This window comes from Pseudonocardia wallangbongensis, assembly GCF_054486945.1.
Map to the genome: position 1 here is coordinate 1 of NZ_JBRERS010000003.1, position 19144 is coordinate 19144.

The following is a 19144-nucleotide window of genomic DNA, read 5'->3' on the forward strand; positions in this document are numbered from 1 at the left end:
CGCGGTCACCGGCGCGGCATCGGCGGCGCCAAGTGGATGCTCAACCCGCGGGTCATCGGTCATGGTCATCTGTGTACTCCTCGATTCAAGAGGATCTTGTTACACAGACCATCTGACACGCTCGCGATGCCGGCCAGTCCGACGAGCGATCTCGGCCCGACTCAGCCCGGCCGCCCAGCCCACCGCGATCTCTTCCCGCTCCGCCAAGGACAGGTGCCAACCAGAGGGCTCGGCAAGATCAGGGATCATGCCGCCAGACTCCGCGATCCAGTCCCGTGCCCTGGTCTCCGACACTCCGACCAGCTCCGCGGCGTCAGCGACTGACACCCCCGCCAGCCGCGCCCGCCAAAACGCCCGCACCCGCTCCCGTGGATACCGCCGAGACCCTGCCATCACAATCACCCCAGTTCAGAAGGGTGTTGCGATCACTCCTTGAATCCGCCCTTGACCGGAGCCCGCTCACGTCTACGCCGAGCCACCCGGGCGATTGCCAGTCACCGTGATCATGGACCTGTCCCGCCCTTGCAAGATCACGAAGTCCGGCTGAACGCTAGGCGGCGAGGAACTCCACCAGCAGGTCGCTGATCTCGTCGGCGTGCGTCCACAGCATCCCGTGCGGCGCACCCTCGATCTCGACGTAGCGGGCGTTCGGGAGGCGCTTGGTGAACTCCCGGCCCGTGGCGTCGATCGGCAGGATGCGGTCGTGTGTGCCGTGCACGATGAGGGTCGGCACGTCGACCTTCTGGATGTCGGCGCGGAAGTCGGTGCCCCAGCTGGGGACCACCGCCCAGGACGCGCGGGCGCCCGCACCCGACGCGACGTTCCAGCTGCCCCGCACCGCCTCCTCGCTGATGCGCGAGCCGAGGTTCTCGTCGAGGTTGTAGAAGTCCTGGTAGAACTGGGTGAACCAGGCGTAGCGGTCCGCCTTGGCGGTGGCGAGGATGCCGTCGAAGACGCTCTGGTCCACGCCGGTCGGGTTGTCGGTCGTCTTGATCAGGTACGGCTCCAGGGAGGCCAGGAAGGCGGCCTTCGCCACGCGCCCGGACCCGTGCCGGGCCAGGTACCGGGCGACCTCGCCGGTGCCCATCGAGAAGCCGACGAGCACCGCGTCGGTGACGTCCAGGGTCGTGAGGATCTGGTCGAGGTCGTCGGCGAAGGTGTCGTAGTCGTAGCCGAACGAGGGCTTGCTGGAGTCGCCGAACCCACGGCGGTCGTAGGTGATGACCCGGTAGCCGGCCTCCAGCAGCCGCTCCTCCTGCTTCTCCCAGGACGCCCCGCTGAGCGGGTAGCCGTGGATGAGGACGACCGGCTGCCCGGTGCCCCGGTCGGTGTAGTTCAGGACGATGTCGGTGCTGTTCTCGTGCCCGACGGTGATCGTGGCCATGATCGCGACTTCCTTCCGGTGGGGACTGAACGGGCCGAAGCTATTACCGAACGATCGGTAATACAATGTGACGAGTGCGACGCGGTAACTTTCCCGTTCGTTCGGTAACGTCGAGCCATGCCTCGCCCCCAGACGGTCCCCGACGTCGAGCTCTTCGACCGCCTCGCCGAGGTCTTCCGCGTCGCGGGCTTCGAAGGTGCCTCGCTGGGCGCGCTCGCCGACGGGGCTCAGCTCCGACGGGCGAGCCTGTACCACCGCTTCCCCGACGGCAAGGTGCAGATGGCGCAGGCCGTGATGGGCCGGGTGCGGGAGCTCTTCGCGCAGGCCCTGGAGCCGATGACGAGCGACCCCGACCTCGCGGCGGGCATCGTCGAGTCGGGCCGGCGGATCTCTGCGATCTACGCCGACGGCACGCTGCCGTGCGTGCTGGACACGCTCACGCTCTCGGGCGCACCGGAGGGAGTCCGCGCGAGCGCCGCCGAGATCACCGGTGCGTGGATCGACGCGATGGCCGCGGCCGCCCGTCGCGGCGGAGCATCCCCGGCCGCGGGGCGGGCTGCCGCCGAGGACGCGTTCATCCGGATCGAGGGGAGCCTCGTGCTGGCCCGGCTGCGCGGCGACCCCGCCGCGTTCCGCCGGGCGATCACCGAACTCCCGAGGATGCTGCTGGCCCGCGAACGGTCGACGGAGTAGCCGCGTGCTCAGGTGGGTGTCGCCGTAGCGAGCCCGTTCTCCTCGCACGCCGCGAGGAGGCGAACGTCGTAGGCGATGACGAGGTCCGCATCGACCAGGAGCGCTGAGGCCACATGAATGGCGTCGAGTGATCGCAGCGCATCGGGATTGACCCGGCGTGCGAGGCTCACCACCTCCGGTGCCATCGGGTGCTCGGCCACGCCCGAGAGGGCGGCCTCGACGTCGGCCGTCACTCGCGCGAGGCGGTGGTGGTGCCGGTTCCGAAGCGCGCGTGACACCTCGATCCAGGCCAGTGAGGACGACAGCAGCAGGTCGCCACCGCCATGATGGGTGTCCAGCGCCTCGACCAGGGCTGCGGATTCGCGATCGGCGACCACTCGCTTGATCAATGCGCTGCTGTCGACGTAGACCCGCATCAGAACCGGTCGTCGCGGTCGAGAAGGGTCAGGCTCGGGAGGTCGGACGTAGCGTCATCGGCCGGCACGACCTTCCGGTATGCCACTCGTGGGGCTCGCACCTTCCCGCTCGCGATGAGGTCGTCCTCGGCCGGATTGCGGGGCCCGGTCAGCCCGAGGTAGCGGTCAACGGCTTCCCGGAGCACGTCCTGCTGTGAGCGGTGCGACAGTTCCGCTTCCGCGCGCAGTGCCGCTTCGGCGTCCGGGCGAAGCCGCAGGTTCATGGCCATGACTGATTACGGTACCAGTTCGGTACCATCCATGGTATCGATCGCGGGCGTTCGGGACACTAGGATATTTCGGGTGTCCGAGCGGGCGGTGGCCGCAGTGGTGGACGTCTTCGTCTATGTCGTCGTCCTGAACCTGTTCGTCGAGTACTTCCCACAGGTCCTCACCGAGACCTTCACGCTCTCACTCCTCACCGCCGTTCTGCTGAAGGGCGTGCTCGAGGTCGTCCTCGCCGCGAAGGACCGGGTGAAGACGCGGTTTCGCGAAGCCTCCACGCCGCTGGGCAAGGTCGCTGCCGGGTTCCTCCTGTGGTTGGTGCTGTTCGGCAGCAAGTTCCTCGTCCTGGAGGCCATCGACCTCGTCTTCGGCGAACGGGTCAGCCTGGGCGGGTTCTTCTCGGTGACGCTGCTGATCCTCGTCCTGATGCTGTCGAGGGCACTCGTCCGCCGCCTGCTCCGCGCCCACGATGGTCATGCGAGGGCGAACCCCTCGTAGCCGCTCGCCGCCACCTCGTCGCACTTCTGCCGGTACGGCCCCACGCCGCCGATGTAGGGCAGGAAGACCCGGGGCTTGCCGGGGACGTTCGAGCCCATGTACCAGGAATCGGCAGTGGGGTAGAGGGTGGCGTGACCGACCTCGTCGACGTGCCGGGTCCAGGCGTCCTCGGCCTCGACGGAGGCCTCCATCGTCGCCTTGTCGCCGGCGCGGAGCGCACCGATCGCGGCTGCCACCCACTCCACGTGCTGCTCGATCGACACGATCATGCGGACCCGCTACCTCGCCCTGACCGGCCGCGAGATCGACGCCTCCCGGGCCGGGCGCGCCGGACTGGTGCAGGAGGTGCACCCCGACGCCGACCTGCTGCCCGCCGCCGTGGCGCTGGCCGCCGAGATCGCCGCGCACCCGCCCCTGGCGGTGCAGGTGGGCAAGGCGTTCGTCAACCGGGACACGGGCGGCGGGCTCAGCGAGCCGGTGGAGGCGACCGCGCTCCTGTTCGGTACCCCGGAGCACCGCGCCGCGGTGGACGCCTTCCGCGCCCGCCACCGTTCGGATGACATCTCGAGTCACGGCGCGTGATCTTTCGCGGCGGGCGCACCCGGCGGAGCAGCGCGAACACGCTGTTGCGCCATGCAGGCCATCCACGTGATCTGGACGGGGCAGTCGACAAGCCCGCCGGACTCTGCTTGCATAGCCCGCGGTCCCGGGAGAGTGACTGATCCGGGACTGACCGTCACCGTATGTTCCAACGGAATGTCTCCCGAATGTCGAGGTGGACCGCATGGCGACGCGGGCGCGCGCTCGTGAGATCTTCGATCGATCACGTGTAATGCTCGACCGCTCGCGCGTGGTGGCGGCGCACCTCCTGGACCCGCCCCGCCACGCCGCGCCGAGGGCACTCGAAGCCGCGCCGAGCGCCTGGGCCGAGGCGGCGCGGAACGAGTCGCTCGTCGACGCCTGCGCGAGCATCGCCCTGCGTGATCTCAACCTGATCGACACGCTGCTGGCCGAGCTCGAGGAGCTGGAGCGCAAGGAGGACGACAGCACGCGGCTGGGCCAGCTCTACCGGCTCGACCACCTGGCCGCGCGGCTGCGCCGCAACGCGGAGAACCTGCGCGTGCTGGCCGATCGGGATGCCGGGGAGAGCGGCGGTGACACCACCTCGATCCTCGACACGGTCCGCGGTGCGATGTCCTCGATCGACCAGTACGCCCGGATCGGGATCGGCCGCATGGTGCCGCTGGGCGTGGTGGGTTTCGCCGCCGACGACCTCTCCCGGGTGCTCGCCGAACTGCTCGACAACGCCGCCAACCACTCACCCCCGAACGAGCAGGTGCGGGTCAGCGCCCACCTGACCGAGCAGGGCAGCGTGCTGATCCGGATCGAGGACGGCGGCATCGGGCTCCCCGCCGACCGCCTCGCCGACCTCAACCGCAGGCTGTCCCAGGCGCTCCGGCTCGACGACGACGCCGTGCGGCACATGGGCCTGTCGGTGGTCGGGCGGCTCGCCGATCGGCACGACCTGCGGGTGTCGCTGCACCGCAGGCTCCCGAACGGCACCACCGCCACGGTGCTCGTCCCGCCGTCGCTGGTGACCGAGCTGCCCGAGGACGGGTGGACGGGCACCCAGACCGTCCCGATCAACGGCAGGCGCCACTGGCAGCCGGTGCCGGAGCCCCGCGAGGCGGTCCCCGTGCCGGCCACCGGCGGGGGAGCGGAGGCGCCCGCGGCCACACCGCCGTCCGGCCTCCCCCGGCGGAGCCCCCGCCCGCCCGTGTCACCGTCACCCGCGCCACCGTCGCCCGCGCCCCGGCCGCCGGAGCCGACGATCAGCGGCACCACGGCGAGCGGGCTGCCCCGCCGCGTGTCGCGCAGCATCAAGGACACCTCCGACGCCGAGGATCCCGCGGTCGAAGGCGCTGCCGGCCCCGGCGACCACGACAAGTTCCTCGCCGATCTCGGCGACTTCGCCGACGGGGAGGAGGCCGCGCGCGCCGAGGACGCCGGGCCGGACACGGGCGGGGAGCCGAAGTGACCACGGATGGCCCCGGAGCGCCCCGGGACTTCGGCTGGCTGGTGAACGACTTCGTCGGCCGCGTGCACGGCGTCACGCACGCCCTGATCATGTCGTCCGACGGGTTCCCGCTCACCGCGTCGCGCACGGTCGCGAAGGACGACGCCGAGCAGCTCGCCGCGATCGCGAGCGGGTTGCTGAGCCTGTCCCGCAACAGCGCCGCGCTGTTCGACAAGGGCACGTGCGAGCAGATCGTGATCCGCATGACGTACGGCTGGTTCCTGTTCATGGGCATCGGCTCGGGCGCCGGCTTCGCCGTGCTGACCGGTCCGGACTGCGACATGAAGGTCGTGGCCTACGAGATGACCCAGTTCGTGCGCAACGCGGGCCACGCGCTGACCCCGGAGGTTCGCGCCGACCTGCGCCGGGTGCTCTCCGCGCGGCGGGCACCCGCGTGAGGAGTCCCTCGGAGGTGACCACCATGTCGGGAGAGCCCCGGGCGGACCGGAAGATGCGCAGCAAGCGGATCCGGCCCTACGCGCTCACCGGTGGCCGGACCCGGCCCCGCCACGAGCTGCTGGTCGAGGCGCTGGTCTCGGTGCCCCGGTACGACCCGGGCCTGCCCGACTCGCTGATGCCCGAGTCGCGCGCGCTCTACGAGCGGGCCCGCACCCGGGTGTCGATCGCCGAGCTGTCGGTGGCGCTCTCGATGCCGCTGGGCGTGGTGCGGGTCCTGGTCAGCGACCTCGCCGCCCAGGGCGCCATCTTCATCCACCCCACCGCCCACGCCTACCACCACGACCGCGAGATGCTCGGGAGGATCCTCGATGGACTCGAGCGGCTACGGATTTGAGCCGCAGGCCGTGACGACCGAGGGGCCGGGCGAGCCCGACGGGTTGCTCACGGTCTCGGCGAAGATCGTCGTCGCCGGAGGTTTCGGCGTCGGCAAGACGACGTTCGTCGGTTCGGTGTCCGAGGTCCCGCCGCTGAACACCGAGGCGTGGATGACGGAGGCGGGCACCGGCGTCGACGAGCCGGTCGACGTCGGCAAGTCGACCACCACGGTGGCGATGGACTTCGGGCGCATCACGCTGCACCCCGACCTGCTGCTGTACCTGTTCGGCACGCCGGGGCAGCCGCGGTTCTGGTTCCTCTGGGACGACCTGACGCGCGGCGCGCTCGGGGCCGTCGTGCTCGTCGACACCCGCAGGCTGGACCAGTCGTTCGCCGCGATCAACTACTTCGAGAACGACTCGGACCTGCCGTTCGTCGTGGCGGTCAACAAGTTCCACGGGGAGCTGCACCACGACCTCGGCGAGGTGCGGGACGCCCTGGCCCTGCCCGCCGACGTCCCGCTCGTCACCTGTGACGCCCGGGAACGGGTGTCGACGGTCGAGACGCTGCGGCGGCTCGTCACGCACGTCATGTCCCTCGGGGAGCTCACACCGCCGGGAAAGGTGCGCGCACATGCCTGAAGTCCGCGTGTCGAGCTGACCGAGGACGAGAACGGACACGGGAGGCACGGGGGGAGATGCGCAAGATCTTGATCGTGGGCTCGGGGCAGTCGGGCCTGCAGCTCGCGCTGACTCTGCAGCAGCACGGGTACGACGTCACGATGATGTCGGCGCGCACCGCCGGGGAGATCCGGGGTGGCCGGGTCATGTCGACGCAGTGCATGTTCGACAAGGCGTTGACGATCGAACGCTCGCACGGGTTGAACCTGTGGGACGACGTGGCGCCGGCGATCACGCATCAGGGCCTCTCGCTCAGTGTCGAGCGGGGAGAGCGGGCACTCGACTGGGCGGGCGAGTGGCCCGGTCCCGCCCAGTCGATCGACCAGCGCGTCAAGATGGCGACGTGGCTCGAGCTGTTCGAGCAGCGTGGCGGCAAAGTGGTCATCCACGGTGTCACGACGGCCGACCTGAACACGCTCGCGGGGATGTACGACCTGACGGTCGTCGCCGCGGGCAAGGGTGAGCTGGTGCAGTTGTTCGACCGCGACGACGAACGGTCGGTGCACGTCAGGCCGGCGCGCGCCCTCTCGGTGTCCTACGTGGATCGGGTGCCGAAGCGGTCGGAGCGGCCCGAGGGGTCCGTCGACGTGTGGGTGAACATCGTGCCGGGGACCGGGGAGAACATCAACATCCCCGGTTACACGGTGACCGGCCCGTGCGACATCCTGTACCTCTCCGGCATTCCCGGTGGGCCGTTCGACGCGTTCTCCGACCGGCCGGGGCCCGCCGAGCAGTGGAAGCGGCACCTGAGCCTGCTCGAGACGTACCTCCCGTGGGAGTACGAGCGGTACCGCGACGCGAAGCTGACCGACGCGCGCGGCACGCTCGTCGGCGGCTACACGCCGATGGTGCGCCGGCCGGTCGGCGAGCTGCCGTCGGGCCACATCGTGCTGGGCATGGCCGACGTGGTGGTGGCCAACGACCCGGTCACCGGGCAGGGTTCCAACAACGCGTGCCGGTGCGCGCAGTACTACCTCGATGCCATCCTGGCGCACGGGGACGAGCCGTTCGACCGGGACTGGATGCAGCAGACCTTCGAGGCGTACTGGACGCACGCCCAGTGGGTCACGAAGTTCACGAACACCATGCTCGACCCGCCCGAGCACGTGCAGGCGGTGCTGGGTGCGGCACAGACGAACCAGGCGGTGGCCGACCGGTTCGCGGGCGGCTTCAACGATCCTTCCGACCTCGCGGACTGGTTCTTCGAGCCCGAGAAGTGCCAGGAATACCTGGCCAGCGTGTCGTAGTCGGAGCTCTCACAGGCAGGAAGGGTGCGTGCACATGCCCAAGGTCCTCATCGTCGGTGCGGGCCAGTCCGGCCTCCAGCTCGCGCTGACCTTGCGAGAGCACGACTACGACGTCACCCTCATGTCCGCGCGCACCCCCGAGGAGATCCGCCGCGGCTGGGTGATGTCCACGCAGGGCATGTTCCACGACGCGCTGCAGATCGAGCGCGACCACGGGCTGAACCTGTGGGAGGCCGACACCGTCCGGATCGAGGGGCTCGGCGTCTCGATCGCGGCGCCGGACTCGAGCCGGGCGCTGGACTGGGTCGGCATGCTCGACCACCACGCCCAGTCGGTGGACCAGCGGGTGAAGATGGCGGGCTGGCTGGAGCTGCTCGAGCGGCGCGGCGGCAAGGTCATCACCCACGGCGTCACCACCGCCGACCTCGACAAGCTCACCGACCTCTACGACCTGGTGATCATCGCCGCCGGCAAGGGCGAGCTGGTGCAGCTGTTCGACCGCAACCCCGAACGCTCCCCGTTCACGCGGCCGCAGCGGGCCCTCTCGGTGGCCTACGTGCACGGGCTCGCACCGCGACCGGAGCACCCGGAGTTCTCCGCGGTGCGGTTCAACATCGTCCCGGGGGTCGGCGAGCTCTTCGTGATCCCCGGGTCCACCCTGAGCGGCAACTGCGAGATCCTCTTCTTCGAGGGGATCCCGGGCGGGCCGCTGGACTGCTGGAGCGACCGGCCCGGCCCGCAGGAGTTCCTCTCGCGGATGCTCGAGCTGATGCAGCGGTTCGTCCCGTGGGAGTACGACCGCGCGGGCGCCGTGGAGCTGACCGACCCCCGCGCCACGCTCAGCGGCGGCTACACCCCCATGGTGCGGATGCCCGTCGGAGAGCTGCCCTCGGGCGGCGCGGTGCTCGGCATGGCCGACGTCGTGGTGGCCAACGACCCGATCACCGGTCAGGGCTCGAACAACGCGGCCAAGTGCGCCGAGATGTACCTGCACAGCATCCTGAACCACGGCGACAAGCAGTTCGACCGCGACTGGATGACTTCCACGTTCGAGCGCTACTGGGACTACGCCCAGCACGTGACGCACTGGACCAACGCGCTACTGGGGCCGCCCCCCGAGCACGTCGTGAAGATCCTCGGGGTGGCGCAGGGCAACGAGACGGTGGCCCGCCGGTTCGTCAACGGCTTCAGCGACCCGTCCGACTTCCGGCACTGGTTCATGGACCCGGAGAAGGCCGAGGCCTACCTCGCCGAGGTGTCCTGAACGCCCCCTTTGCTGGGCCCGCTCTCAGACCACCGTCTCCGTCTCGTACGTGACGATCGAGACCCCGGCCTGGGCGAAGTTCGCCAGGTCCCCGGTGCCCTGCTGGCCCGCGGGCGAGCCGAGCGAGGCGAGCGCGGCCTCCTTCGTGGGCCAGTCGAGCACGGCGGTGAGGAAGTACTCGGGCTTCGAGCCGTCGAGGCTCTCGCACACGCCGTACGTGTACGCGGCCACATCCGGCATCTGCTTGGCGAGCGGCGCGTGCACCGACCGGTAGTGCTCCATGAACGCGTCGGTGTCGGCGGGGTGGTGGTAGTTGACGACGAGCCGGTACATGCGCATCTCCTCCGGTCAGCGGTACGTGTCCCAGGTCGGGGCGGTCTCGGGGTAGTCGGCGGTCTCGGGCGGGGTCCGTGGCCAGCGGATCCGGTCGGTGCCGCCGAAGCTCGTGGCGAGCCGGTCGGCGGGCACCGCGTACATGAACGTGATCGAGCGCCGCGCGAAGCGCCAGCGGCCTTCCGCGCACCGGTAGTCATCCTCGTACCGGTAGGAGGCCAGCACCAGCGTGCTGCGGGTGGCGAGCTCGGCGTGGCCGTGCGACCAGCCGCTCGCCGTGCCGTCTCCGTGCAGCGCCACCACGCCGGGGTGCGGGGTGTGCAGCATCGTCCGGTAGGTGTCGAAGCTCGCGACGTACGCCGCGCGGATCGCGTCCGGCCCGGTCGCGGGCACGCCGCGCCGCTCGAACACGCCGTCCGCGGTGAACATGGTGACGAGGGCGTCGATGTCGTGGTCGTCCACGGCGCGGGCGTAGAGGACGCAGAGGTCGGTGATCGCCTGCCGGTCGGCCTGCGCGCGGACGGCGGTCGCGAGCGCCGCCGCGTCCCCACCGGGCAGCGCGGTCACGGTGGTGAGCGCGGCGGTCACGGCGGGCAGGTCGAGGCTCACGCAGTCACCCGCGCCGGCAGCGTGCGGAGCACGGCGAGCAGCCGCTCCGGGACCGCCTTCTTCCCGCCGCTCCCCGGCTCCCGGCACACGAACGTCATGGCGCCGTGCGTGACGACGTCGCCGTCCCGGACGAAGTCGAACCCGACCGTGTAGGAGGTGGTGCCGACGCGGCCGAGCACGAGCCGGACGGTCAGCTCGTCGAACACCCGCACCATTCGCACGTAGGTGCACTCCGAGTGCGCCCCGACCGTCAGGACGCCGAGCGACTCGACCATCTCGCCGGAGCGCAGGCCGTGGTCGTAGAGCCAGCCGCTGTAGGCGCGCTCCATCCAGCGGTAGTAGATGGCGAAGTAGGCGATGCCTACGGTGTCGCAGTCGCCGTAGGAGAGGCGGAACGACAGCTCCTTCACGGCAGCGCCACCGTCGCCGTACCGGTGACGGCCGGCTCGCCGCCGACCACCTCGAGCACCACGTCGCACTCCGCCAGCCGCACCCCGTCCTCCTCCCGCACCGCGGTGACCGTGCCGCGCACCCGCACATGATCGCCCGCCAGCACCGGGCCGCGGAAGCGCACCCGCAGCCGGCGCAGCCGCTCCGGCCCACCCGCCCACGCGGTGACCGCGTTCATCACGTAGCCCATGTTCAGCGGGCCCTGGTTGACCGGGCGGTCGCCCATGCCGAGCGCCCGCACGGTCTCGGTGTCGAAGTGGATCGGCGTGGGGTCGGAGAGCAGCGCCGCGGTCGTCTTCATCTTCTCGGCGCTGACCGCCTCCACCTCCCACACCGGCAGCTCGGTGCCGACGTTCATGATTCCCTCCGGGGGAAGACGATCGAGTTCCAGCAGGTGGCGACGTGGCCGTCGGCGTGCAGATCGAGCTCGTACCCGACGACGTCGAAGGGGCCGGTGCGCCGGCCCACCTTGCGTTCGGCCGAGACGATCCGCCCGCTCACCCGGTACGTCGCGCCGATCCGCAGCGGCCGGTGCAGCGTGGTCTCGTGCTCGCCGAACACCGGCCCGTCGGCGGCGGTGGCCCCGAACCAGGAGAACAGCTCGTCCCAGGTGACGCCCATCGCGCCGGTCGCGGCCAGCCAGGCGAACAGCGGGTGCGCCACCCGGCCCTCGGCGTCCTTCAGCGGCGGCGGCTCCGCCAGCACCGCGTCGGCGACGAGCCACGCCCGCCACGGCTCGATCGTGTAGGTGCCGCCGGGAAACTCCCGGCCCACGCGCGCCGCCAGCTCGCCTTCCGCGAAGGGCATTCAGACGTTCCGCTCCGCGTCCGCCCAGTAGGGCGCGCGCAGCTCCCGCTTGAGGATCTTCCCCGTCGGCGCCTTCGGCAGGGCCGGGACGAAGTCGACCGACCGCGGCTTCTGGTAGCTCGCCAGGTGCCTGCGCGCCTCGTCGATGATCTCCTGCTCGGTGGCGGTCTGCTTCGGCTTGAGCACGACCACCGCCTTCACCGACTCGCCCCACTCCACGTCGGGCACGCCGATCACGGCGCACTCCAGCACCGCCGGGTGCTGGTTGATCGCCTCCTCGACCTGCACGCTGAAGATGTTCTCGCCGCCAGAGATGATCATGTCCTTGGCGCGGTCGACGATGAAGACGTAGCGGTCCTCGTCCCACGTGGCGATGTCGCCGGTCCACATCCAGCCGTCGCGCAGCGTCTGCGCCGTGAGCTCGGGCCGGCCCAGGTAGCCGACCATGTTGGCCTCGGAGCGCACGATGATCTGCCCCGGCGTGCGCGCGTCGCGCGGGACGTCGTGCCCGTCCGGGTCGACCACGCGAACCGACGTCACGAAGCCCTCGCGGCCGCATGAGCGCAGCCGCTGCGCGTCGATCCCGCGGACGGCCTTCGCGTGGTCCTCCTGGGACAGGAAGGTCATCGTCGTGCCCTCCGTCTGCCCGTAGCCCTGGATCAGCGTGCACGGGAACGACTCCAGCGCCGCCCGCACCACCGACGACGGCATCGGCCCGCCGCCGTACTGGATGTTGCGCAGGCTGGACAGGTCGAAGGAGGCGAAGCCGGGCACGGCCATCATCCAGTTCAGCATGGTCGTGATGCCGAGGAAGGCCGAGACCCGCTCGGCCTCGATGATCTCGAGAGCCTGCTTCGCCTCGAAGTTGACCAGCACGAGGGGGCAGCCGTGCTTCATGTAGTTCATCGCCAGCACGATCGGGATGTGGTACATCTGCCCGGTCAGCATGTAGACGTCGGTCGGCACGATCCGCTCGGCCACCGTCTGGTTCAGCATCCCGGCCGCCGCGCTGCGGTGCGAGTGCACCGCGCCCTTCGAGCGGCCCGTCGTGCCGCCGGTGTAGAGGATGAAGAACGGGTCGTCGTCGCGCACCTGCGGTGTCCAGACCGGCTCCTCGTCGGACGCCGACTCCAGCAGGCGCTCCAGGCTGCCGTCGCCCTTCTCGCCGAACAGCAGCCAGTGCTCGACGTCGAGGTCCACGTCCCGCTGGAGCTGTTCGACGGTGTCCGCCCACTCCGCGCTGCTGATCACGACGCGGGGCTCGGCGTCGGCGACGATCGCGGCGAGCTCCTGCCCGGCCAGGCGCCAGTTGAGCGGCTGCAGCACCAGCCCGGCGCGGCCGGCGGCGAAGTAGAGCGCCTGGTACTCGACGCAGTTGCGGGACAGCACGGCGAACCGGTCGCCGGCCTGCAGGCCGAGGCCGCGCAGCCCGTTGGCCGCCCGGCGCACCATGGCGTCGAAGTCCGCCCAGCTCACCCGGCGGTCGTTCGGGACGTCGTAGACCGCCTGGGCGCGCGGGGTGAGCGCGGCCCACTTGGCGGGGATGAGGCCCTGGTTCATGATCAGTAGGGCAGGTCCAGCTGGATGTGGCGCCTGGTGAACCGCCAGGCGCCGTCGCCCTCGCGCCGCAGCTCGTCGTCGTATCGGGCGGTGGACAGCACCCGCGCCGCGCCGTTCTCGACCGAGACCAGCGTGAGGTAGGAGCTGACCGCGGCCGAGCTCCCGTCCTCGCGGCGCACCGCGAGGTTGGTGGTGACGTGCCGGCGCTGGTCGGTCTGCGAGGCCAGCGAGTCGACCATCAGCTTCATGATGGCCTCCTTGCCCTCGAACGGGCCGATCAGGTCACCGTCGGCGATGCGCATGGTGAGCACGGCGTCGTCGGCGAAGGTGTCGGCCATCTCCGTCATGTCGTTGTCGTCGTAGGCGATGGAGTAGCGGTTCAGGACGTTCTCGATCGCACCTCGGTCGAAAACAGCGGGCTCGGACACGGTGACTCCCGGGTTCATTTGACGTATGCGCCTGCATCGACGGGGAAGGTCACCCCGGTGACGTAGCGGGCCTCGTCGCTGGCGAGGAACAGCACCGCGTTGCTGATGTCGCGCGGCTCGACCCACGGCACCGGCAGCCCGTTCAGCGACATGAACCCGGGCATGGCCTTCTCGACCGTCGGCTCCGGGTCGCCGGGAGCGAACATCCCCCACGTCCCCGGGTTCTGGATCATGATCGTGTCGACGTTGGTCGGGTGGATCGTGTTGACGCGGATCGAGTAGGGCGCCAGCTCGTTGGCGAGCGTGCGCATCAGCCCGACGATCCCGTGCTTCGCGGACACGTAGTGCGCGACCTGCTGGATGCCCTTGAGCCCGCCGATCGAGCTGGTGAACAGGATCGAGCCGCCCCGGCCCGCGTCGATCATCGCGGGGATCGCGACCTTCGCCGTGTGGAAGACGCCGGTCAGATTCACGTCGATCATGTCGCGCCACTGCTCGGCCGTGAGCTCCCAGGCCCGGCCGTAGGTGGCGATGCCGGCGTTGGCCACCACGGCGTCGATCCGGCCCAGCTCGGCGAGGCCCTCGTCGAACGCGGCCTGCAGCCCGTCGAGGTCGCGGACGTCGGCGCGGCGGGCGACGATCCGCCGGTCGAGCGCCTCGACGGCGCGCACCGTCTCGGCGAGCTCCGCCTCGGTGGCGAGCGGGTAGAACGGCGTGACGCTCGCGATGTCGGCGCAGATGTCCACGGCGACGATGTCGGCGCCCTCCTCGGCCAGGCGCACCGCATGGCTGCGGCCCTGGCCTCGGGCGGCCCCGGTGATGAAGGCGACCTTGCCGTCCATCCGTCCGGTCACGGTGCTCTCCTCTAGACGTGGGACGCGGCGGTGACGCCGGGCGGCACGGTGCCGGGGGCGAGCCGGCGCTCGCCGGGCGTGAACGTCGCGGGGATGCGCTGCCAACCCTTGTTGACGCCCTGGCGCGGGTAGCGCTCGAGGGCGTCGAGGTCCACGACGTAGTCGGGGATCCGCTCGAGCACCTGGCCGAGCATGGACAGGGCCATCCGCTTGCCCAGGTGCGAGCCGGCGCAGCGGTGGATGCCCACCCCGAAGGCGAGGTGCCGGTTGGGCCAGCGGTGGATGTCGATCTCGTCGGGGTCCTCGAACGCCCGCTCGTCCCGGTTGGCCGACGACCAGGCCAGCAGCGCCCGGTCACCGACCTTGAGCGGGCAGCCGTGGAACTCGGTCTCGGTGAGCACGGTGCGGGCGAGCGCCTGGGTGGGGGAGAAGTAGCGCAGGAACTCCTCCAGCGCGCGGGGCAGCAACGACGGGTCGTCGATCAGCTCCCGGCGCACGTCCGGGTGCTCGTAGAGCCACACCAGCGCCTGGCTCACCAGCGACGCCGTGGTGCCGACGCCACCGGCGATGAGCAGTTCGACGATGGAGAAGACCTCCGCCTGCGTGATCGGCCGCCCGTCCACCTCCTGCTGCACGAGGTAGCTGATGGCGTCGTCGCGCGGCTGCTCCGCCCGGGCGGCGATCACCTCGCGCATCTGCTCCGTGCACCACGGCAGGTCGACCTGCACGGCCTGCTGGTAGGCGGCGCTGGTGGTCTCCTCGGCGAGCGTGGCGTGGTGGGCGCGCGAGTAGCGGTGCCAGCCCTGCACCGGCAGGCCGAGCCAGTCGATCGTGACGATCGAGGGCACGCCGATCACCTGCGCGAGGTCGGCCCGCCCGGACTCGATGATCTCGTCGATGAACCAGGTGGTCCACGTCTCGATCCGGTCCGCGACCTTCTCGACGGCCGCGGGTGCCGCGATGGGGTTGACGATCTTGCGGTAGCCGCGGAACGCCGGCGGGTCCAGCTCGATCGGGATGTGCTCGTGCATCGGCGTCTTCGGGATGACGACGGACAGCCCCGGGCCGCCGTACTCGTCGAGCCGCTGGGAGGAGAAGACGTCGTCGTCGCGGGCCGCCTCGAAGACCGCGTCGTAGTCCGAGAGGAGCCAGAAGCCGCCGTGGGCCTCCGTCCACGCGACGGGATGCGTCCGCCGCACCGCCCGGTAGCCGCCGACGGTGTCCTCGGCGTGCGCTTGCGAGTGGTGGTCGAAGTGGACGACGGGGCAACGCTGCTCCGCTCTCATGCGGTCTCCTCGACTTTCTCTCGGACGGCCTAGATGTGATAATGCTGATCCTGGTTTGCGTCTGTCAATGGTGGCCGGAGGGAGAGCGATGCGCGTCAACGTCGACCTGGAGGCGTGCCAGGGCCACGGGATCTGCCACATGAGCGCACCCGACGTCTTCGACCTCGCCGAGGAGGACGGGCACTCGATCGTCCGGACCGACCCGGTGCCGCCGGAGATGGAGGCCGACGCCAGTCTCGGCGTGGACAGCTGCCCGGAGCGCGCGATCTCGGCGTCCTAGCCCCCGGGCGGCCCGACATCACATATCGGGCGTGGGCCTCACAGGGTCGGCCTTGTGTGCGGCCCGCCCTGGGTGTGAGAAGTCGCGGCTGACCGTCGGGAGTGGCTCCGCGAGCGGCTCGCGGAAGCCGTTCGCCAGGGCGCGCAGCGCGGCGTCGAGGTAGACGGTGAGGTCGGCGTCGGCGCGGGCCGCCCAACGTTCGTAGGCAGCGCGGCACGCGGCGAGCGTGGCGCGGCCGACCACCTGCGGGAACAGGGAGTCGGCCGGTTGGCCGACACGCCGGCCGACGAACTCGCTGATGGCCCGCTCCCACGCGTCGTAGCGCACGGTGGCGCTGGCGGCGATCTCGGGCACGTTGCCGACGAGGGTCATGCGCATCCGCAGCTCGGGGACGTCGGCGGCGCGGTAGTGGTTGGCGGCGAGGACGGCGTGGCGGACGGCGTCCATCACCGGGAGGTCGTCGGGCGCGTCGGCGAGGGCGGTGCGGATCGCCTCGACCTCGCTGTCGAACGTCTGCCACAGCACGCTCGACTTGGCGTCGAAGTAGCGGAAGAACGTGCGGGTGCTGACGCCCGCGGCCGCGGCGATCTGCTCGATCGTGGTCTCGTGGAAGCCCTGCTCGGCGAACAGGCGCAGCGCGATCAGCTCGAGCTCGCGCGTGCTCGTGCCCCGAGGGCGGCCGCGGCGCGCCGGTCTTGTTCCCGTCACGGTGCGACGCTATCGTCCCCCTAAATTCGACACTGCGTGTCGAAAAGTCCGGCGAAGGGCTGATCATGGGCGGGGCCTGGTTCGAGACGGTGGCCGAGGCGCAGCGGCGCGCGCGGAAGCGGTTGCCGCCGTCGGTGTACGGGGCGCTGGTCGCGGGCTCGGAGAAGGGCCTCACCCTGCTGGACAACCAGGCCGCCTTCGACGAGCTGGGCTTCGCCCCGCGCACGGCCGGGTTCTCGGGCAAGCGCGAGCTCGGCACCACCGTGCTCGGGCAGCAGGTGTCGCTGCCGGTCCTGATCTCGCCCACCGGGGTGCAGGCGGTGCACCCGGACGGCGAGGTCGCCGTGGCCCGCGCGGCCGCGGCGCGGGGCACCGCGATGGGCCTGTCCTCGTTCGCCAGCAAGCCCGTGGAGGACGTCGTCGCGGCCAACCCCCGGACGCTCTTCCAGATCTACTGGTGCGGCAGCCGGGACGACATCGCGCGGCGCGTCGAGCGAGCTCGCGCGGCGGGCGCCGTCGGGCTGATCCTCACGCCCGACTGGTCGTTCTCCCACGGCCGTGACTGGGGGAGCCCGCGCATCCCCGAGCGGCTCTCCTTCCGCGAGATGCTCCGCTTCGCCCCGGAGGGGATCACGCACCCGCGGTGGCTGCTCGACTGGGGACGCACCCGGCAGCTGCCGGACCTCACCGTGCCGAACATGTCGGATCCCGGCGAAACCCCGCTCACGTTCTTCGGCGCCTACGGCCAGTGGATGCAGACACCGCCGCCCAGCTGGGAGGACGTGCGCTGGCTGCGCGAGCAGTGGGACGGACCGTTCCTGCTCAAGGGCGTGTTCCGGCCGGACGAGGCCAAGCGTGCCGTCGACGCCGGGGTCAGCGCCATCTCCGTCTCCAACCACGGCGGCAACAACCTCGACGGCACGCCCGCCACGATCCGGGCGCTGCCCGCCATCGCCGAGGCGGTGGGCGAGCAGGTCGAGGTCCTGCTCGACGGCGGCATCCGCCGCGGCAGCGACGTCGTGAAGGCGATGGCGCTGGGTGCTCGCGCCGTCCTGATCGGTCGCGCTTACCTGTGGGGCCTCGCCGCCGCGGGACAGGCCGGCGTGGAGAACGTCCTCGACATCATGCGCGGCGGCATCGACTCGGCCCTGCTCGGGCTCGGTCGCAGCTCGGTCGAGGAGCTGAGCCGCGACGACATCATCGTCCCGGCGGGGTTCACCGACGCCGTGCACCCTCGGTGAGCATCTGCGGCGCCGGGTCCGCTCAGACGCGCCGGGCCCGGACGGCCCGCACCAGTAGCCAGATCCCGGCCACCAGGGCGACCAGCCCGATCACCAGCCACAACCGGGAACCGGACATGAAGCTGCCGCCGAGCAGGTTGCTGCCCTGCAGCGTCCACACGGCACCGATCAGGACCAGGACGACACCGAGGGCGGGAAGCACGAACCGCATCCCCCGATGATGCCCCCTCACAGGCTCAACAGCAGCACCCCGGTCAGGACGACGGCCGCCGCCAGGGTGCGCCGGTGCCCGAGCGGCTCCCGCAGGAACACCGCGCCGATGAGGGCGCCGAACACGATGCTGCTCTCGCGGAGCGCCGCGATCGGGGCGAGCGCGCCGGAGGTCTGGGCCCAGAGCACGATCGAGTACGCGGTGAGCGAGATCGCCCCGCCGGCGAGCCCGGCCCCGCCGTGGCGGCGCAGCAGCGCGGGCAGGCGCCGGCCCCGGCGCACCACCGCCAGCACGGGCAGCGCGGGCCCCTGCAGGAAGAACATCCAGCCGATGTAGGCGAGCAGCGGGCCCTTCGCCACGCCCAGGCCGTCGATCACGGTGTACCCGGCGATCAGCAGGCCGGTCGCGACCGCGGCCGCCACGGCCGGCAGCTGCTTGCGCCCGGGGATGCCGCCCGCGAGGACCAGCCCGATGAGCCCGGCGGAGACGGCGAGGACGCCGGCGACGTCCTGCCCGGCCAGCGGCCGGTGGAGCAGCAGGACGGACGCGAGCGCGACGATCAGCGGCGCCGTGCCCCTCGCGAGGGGATAGGACTGGCTGAACTCGCCGAGCTGGTAGCTCGCGAGCAGCAGCAGGGTGTACCCGATGTGCACCACGGCCGAGGCCACGATGTACGGCCAGGCGCCGGCGGGTGGCATGCCGGCGAACGCGGCGAGGGCGCCGCCGCCGACGACGTCGACGACCCCGATCAGGGCGAACCCGACCAGCCGGTCCCCGATGCCGTGGGCGATGGAGTTCCAGGCCGCGTGCAGCACGGCGGCGGCGAGCACCGCGGCGATCATGAACGGGCCGAGCGACGGTGTGGTGACGGACATCGATGGGGCTCCCCGTGGGCCGGTCCGCCGAAGGCGGACACGTCGGATCAGGAGCCCTCAGGGCTTTTGTCCCGTCAGGTGTGGGCCCACCGCAACCGGGTGGGGTGCTGGCGCCGCTCGGTCCAGTCCTCGCCGTCCTGGTTGTGGTCGTCGGGGCGGGCGGCGAGCGGAACCCTAGGCGCAACCACGCGCTGACCCCGACGCT

The 19144-nt window shown here is 71.1% G+C and carries 28 protein-coding genes; 11 read left to right on the plus strand and 17 right to left on the minus strand.

Annotation, left to right across the window (positions count from 1 at the left end):
- Positions 1-99: 99 nt before the first annotated feature.
- Positions 100-393, minus strand: coding sequence for a helix-turn-helix domain-containing protein (locus ACU436_RS11315; protein WP_459024340.1), 294 nt, complete (start codon positions 391-393; stop codon positions 100-102).
- Between the two features lie 157 nt (positions 394-550).
- Positions 551-1384, minus strand: a complete 834-nt coding sequence (locus tag ACU436_RS11320; RefSeq protein ID WP_459024342.1) for an alpha/beta fold hydrolase — start codon at positions 1382-1384, stop codon at positions 551-553.
- Positions 1385-1501: 117 nt separating this feature from the next.
- Here ACU436_RS11320 and ACU436_RS11325 point away from each other — a divergent pair, with 117 nt between their 5' ends.
- Positions 1502-2077 carry a TetR/AcrR family transcriptional regulator gene (locus ACU436_RS11325; protein ID WP_459024344.1) on the plus strand — a complete coding sequence of 192 codons (576 nt, stop codon included), beginning with the start codon at positions 1502-1504 and terminating at the stop codon, positions 2075-2077.
- 8 nt (positions 2078-2085) lie between these two features.
- Here ACU436_RS11325 and ACU436_RS11330 read toward each other — a convergent pair whose 3' ends face one another.
- Positions 2086-2493, minus strand: coding sequence for a type II toxin-antitoxin system VapC family toxin (locus ACU436_RS11330; protein ID WP_459024346.1), 408 nt, complete (start codon positions 2491-2493; stop codon positions 2086-2088).
- The gene (locus tag ACU436_RS11335) at positions 2493-2762 is read right to left on the minus strand and encodes a hypothetical protein (RefSeq protein ID WP_459024348.1); all 270 of its coding nucleotides are present in this window, start codon (positions 2760-2762) and stop codon (positions 2493-2495) included. Before ACU436_RS11335 ends, ACU436_RS11330 begins: the two co-directional genes overlap by 1 nt.
- 73 nt (positions 2763-2835) lie before the next feature.
- Between ACU436_RS11335 and ACU436_RS11340 the strand changes: the two genes are divergently transcribed.
- Complete coding sequence (locus tag ACU436_RS11340) at positions 2836-3255, plus strand: hypothetical protein (RefSeq protein ID WP_459024351.1); 420 nt, start codon at positions 2836-2838, stop codon at positions 3253-3255.
- On the opposite strand, the gene ACU436_RS11345 is transcribed toward ACU436_RS11340, so the two are convergent.
- Positions 3231-3524, minus strand: coding sequence for a hypothetical protein (locus ACU436_RS11345; RefSeq protein WP_459024353.1), 294 nt, complete (start codon positions 3522-3524; stop codon positions 3231-3233). The genes ACU436_RS11340 and ACU436_RS11345 overlap by 25 nt on opposite strands.
- On the opposite strand from ACU436_RS11345, the gene ACU436_RS11350 reads away from it, so the two are divergent.
- The 7 genes from ACU436_RS11350 (at position 3523) to ACU436_RS11380 (ending at position 9297) form a co-directional block, all read left to right on the plus strand.
- A complete protein-coding gene (locus ACU436_RS11350) occupies positions 3523-3837 on the plus strand; it encodes an enoyl-CoA hydratase/isomerase family protein (RefSeq protein ID WP_459024355.1) in 315 nt (104 codons plus the stop codon). The two genes, ACU436_RS11345 and ACU436_RS11350, sit on opposite strands and share 2 nt — an antisense overlap.
- Before the next feature lie 250 nt (positions 3838-4087).
- The gene (locus tag ACU436_RS11355) at positions 4088-5293 is read left to right on the plus strand and encodes a sensor histidine kinase (RefSeq protein ID WP_459024357.1); all 1206 of its coding nucleotides are present in this window, start codon (positions 4088-4090) and stop codon (positions 5291-5293) included.
- Positions 5290-5730 (plus strand): roadblock/LC7 domain-containing protein, encoded by a 441-nt coding sequence (locus ACU436_RS11360; protein ID WP_459024358.1) that lies wholly within the window; start codon positions 5290-5292, stop codon positions 5728-5730. Before ACU436_RS11355 ends, ACU436_RS11360 begins: the two co-directional genes overlap by 4 nt.
- Before the next feature lie 23 nt (positions 5731-5753).
- Entirely contained in the window at positions 5754-6125 is a 372-nt protein-coding gene (locus ACU436_RS11365) for a DUF742 domain-containing protein (protein WP_459024359.1), read from the plus strand.
- Positions 6100-6747, plus strand: a complete 648-nt coding sequence (locus ACU436_RS11370) for a GTP-binding protein (RefSeq protein ID WP_459024361.1) — start codon at positions 6100-6102, stop codon at positions 6745-6747. The genes ACU436_RS11365 and ACU436_RS11370 overlap by 26 nt, the downstream gene beginning before the upstream one ends.
- 56 nt (positions 6748-6803) lie before the next feature.
- Entirely contained in the window at positions 6804-8033 is a 1230-nt protein-coding gene (locus ACU436_RS11375; RefSeq protein ID WP_459024363.1) for a styrene monooxygenase/indole monooxygenase family protein, read from the plus strand.
- 34 nt (positions 8034-8067) lie between these two features.
- A complete protein-coding gene (locus ACU436_RS11380) occupies positions 8068-9297 on the plus strand; it encodes a styrene monooxygenase/indole monooxygenase family protein (protein WP_459024365.1) in 1230 nt (409 codons plus the stop codon).
- A gap of 24 nt (positions 9298-9321) precedes the next feature.
- On the opposite strand, the gene ACU436_RS11385 is transcribed toward ACU436_RS11380, so the two are convergent.
- Genes ACU436_RS11385 through ACU436_RS11425 form a run of 9 tightly spaced genes read right to left on the minus strand, consistent with a single transcriptional unit; the run spans position 9322 to position 15624 of the window.
- Positions 9322-9630: an EthD family reductase gene (locus tag ACU436_RS11385; RefSeq protein ID WP_459024367.1), complete on the minus strand. Its 309-nt coding sequence runs from the start codon at positions 9628-9630 to the stop codon at positions 9322-9324.
- 15 nt (positions 9631-9645) lie between these two features.
- Positions 9646-10239 carry a nuclear transport factor 2 family protein gene (locus tag ACU436_RS11390; RefSeq protein ID WP_459024369.1) on the minus strand — a complete coding sequence of 198 codons (594 nt, stop codon included), beginning with the start codon at positions 10237-10239 and terminating at the stop codon, positions 9646-9648.
- Positions 10236-10649 carry an acyl-CoA thioesterase gene (locus ACU436_RS11395; RefSeq protein WP_459024370.1) on the minus strand — a complete coding sequence of 138 codons (414 nt, stop codon included), beginning with the start codon at positions 10647-10649 and terminating at the stop codon, positions 10236-10238. Before ACU436_RS11395 ends, ACU436_RS11390 begins: the two co-directional genes overlap by 4 nt.
- Positions 10646-11047 (minus strand): MaoC family dehydratase, encoded by a 402-nt coding sequence (locus tag ACU436_RS11400; RefSeq protein WP_459024372.1) that lies wholly within the window; start codon positions 11045-11047, stop codon positions 10646-10648. Before ACU436_RS11400 ends, ACU436_RS11395 begins: the two co-directional genes overlap by 4 nt.
- Complete coding sequence (locus ACU436_RS11405) at positions 11044-11496, minus strand: hypothetical protein (RefSeq protein WP_459024374.1); 453 nt, start codon at positions 11494-11496, stop codon at positions 11044-11046. The genes ACU436_RS11400 and ACU436_RS11405 overlap by 4 nt, the downstream gene beginning before the upstream one ends.
- Positions 11497-13056 carry an AMP-binding protein gene (locus ACU436_RS11410; RefSeq protein ID WP_459024375.1) on the minus strand — a complete coding sequence of 520 codons (1560 nt, stop codon included), beginning with the start codon at positions 13054-13056 and terminating at the stop codon, positions 11497-11499.
- Positions 13057-13058: 2 nt separating this feature from the next.
- On the minus strand, positions 13059-13484 hold the full coding sequence (locus ACU436_RS11415) for a nuclear transport factor 2 family protein (RefSeq protein ID WP_459024377.1): 426 nt from the start codon (positions 13482-13484) through the stop codon (positions 13059-13061).
- A 14-nt stretch (positions 13485-13498) separates the two neighbouring features.
- On the minus strand, positions 13499-14338 hold the full coding sequence (locus ACU436_RS11420) for a mycofactocin-coupled SDR family oxidoreductase (RefSeq protein WP_459024379.1): 840 nt from the start codon (positions 14336-14338) through the stop codon (positions 13499-13501).
- An 11-nt stretch (positions 14339-14349) separates the two neighbouring features.
- Entirely contained in the window at positions 14350-15624 is a 1275-nt protein-coding gene (locus ACU436_RS11425; protein WP_459024380.1) for a cytochrome P450, read from the minus strand.
- An 88-nt stretch (positions 15625-15712) separates the two neighbouring features.
- Between ACU436_RS11425 and ACU436_RS11430 the strand changes: the two genes are divergently transcribed.
- The gene (locus ACU436_RS11430) at positions 15713-15904 is read left to right on the plus strand and encodes a ferredoxin (protein WP_459024382.1); all 192 of its coding nucleotides are present in this window, start codon (positions 15713-15715) and stop codon (positions 15902-15904) included.
- 18 nt (positions 15905-15922) lie between these two features.
- Here ACU436_RS11430 and mftR read toward each other — a convergent pair whose 3' ends face one another.
- Positions 15923-16612 carry a mycofactocin system transcriptional regulator gene (gene mftR / locus ACU436_RS11435; protein WP_459024384.1) on the minus strand — a complete coding sequence of 230 codons (690 nt, stop codon included), beginning with the start codon at positions 16610-16612 and terminating at the stop codon, positions 15923-15925.
- Positions 16613-16677: 65 nt separating this feature from the next.
- Here mftR and mftD point away from each other — a divergent pair, with 65 nt between their 5' ends.
- Entirely contained in the window at positions 16678-17853 is a 1176-nt protein-coding gene (gene mftD, locus ACU436_RS11440; protein WP_459024387.1) for a pre-mycofactocin synthase MftD, read from the plus strand.
- Positions 17854-17875: 22 nt separating this feature from the next.
- Here the strand turns inward: mftD and ACU436_RS11445 are convergent, their stop codons facing one another.
- Both ACU436_RS11445 and ACU436_RS11450 read right to left on the minus strand, forming a co-directional pair.
- The gene (locus tag ACU436_RS11445) at positions 17876-18064 is read right to left on the minus strand and encodes a hypothetical protein (protein ID WP_459024388.1); all 189 of its coding nucleotides are present in this window, start codon (positions 18062-18064) and stop codon (positions 17876-17878) included.
- A gap of 17 nt (positions 18065-18081) precedes the next feature.
- Positions 18082-18939 carry an EamA family transporter gene (locus ACU436_RS11450; RefSeq protein ID WP_459024389.1) on the minus strand — a complete coding sequence of 286 codons (858 nt, stop codon included), beginning with the start codon at positions 18937-18939 and terminating at the stop codon, positions 18082-18084.
- Between the last annotated feature and the right edge of the window lie 205 nt (positions 18940-19144).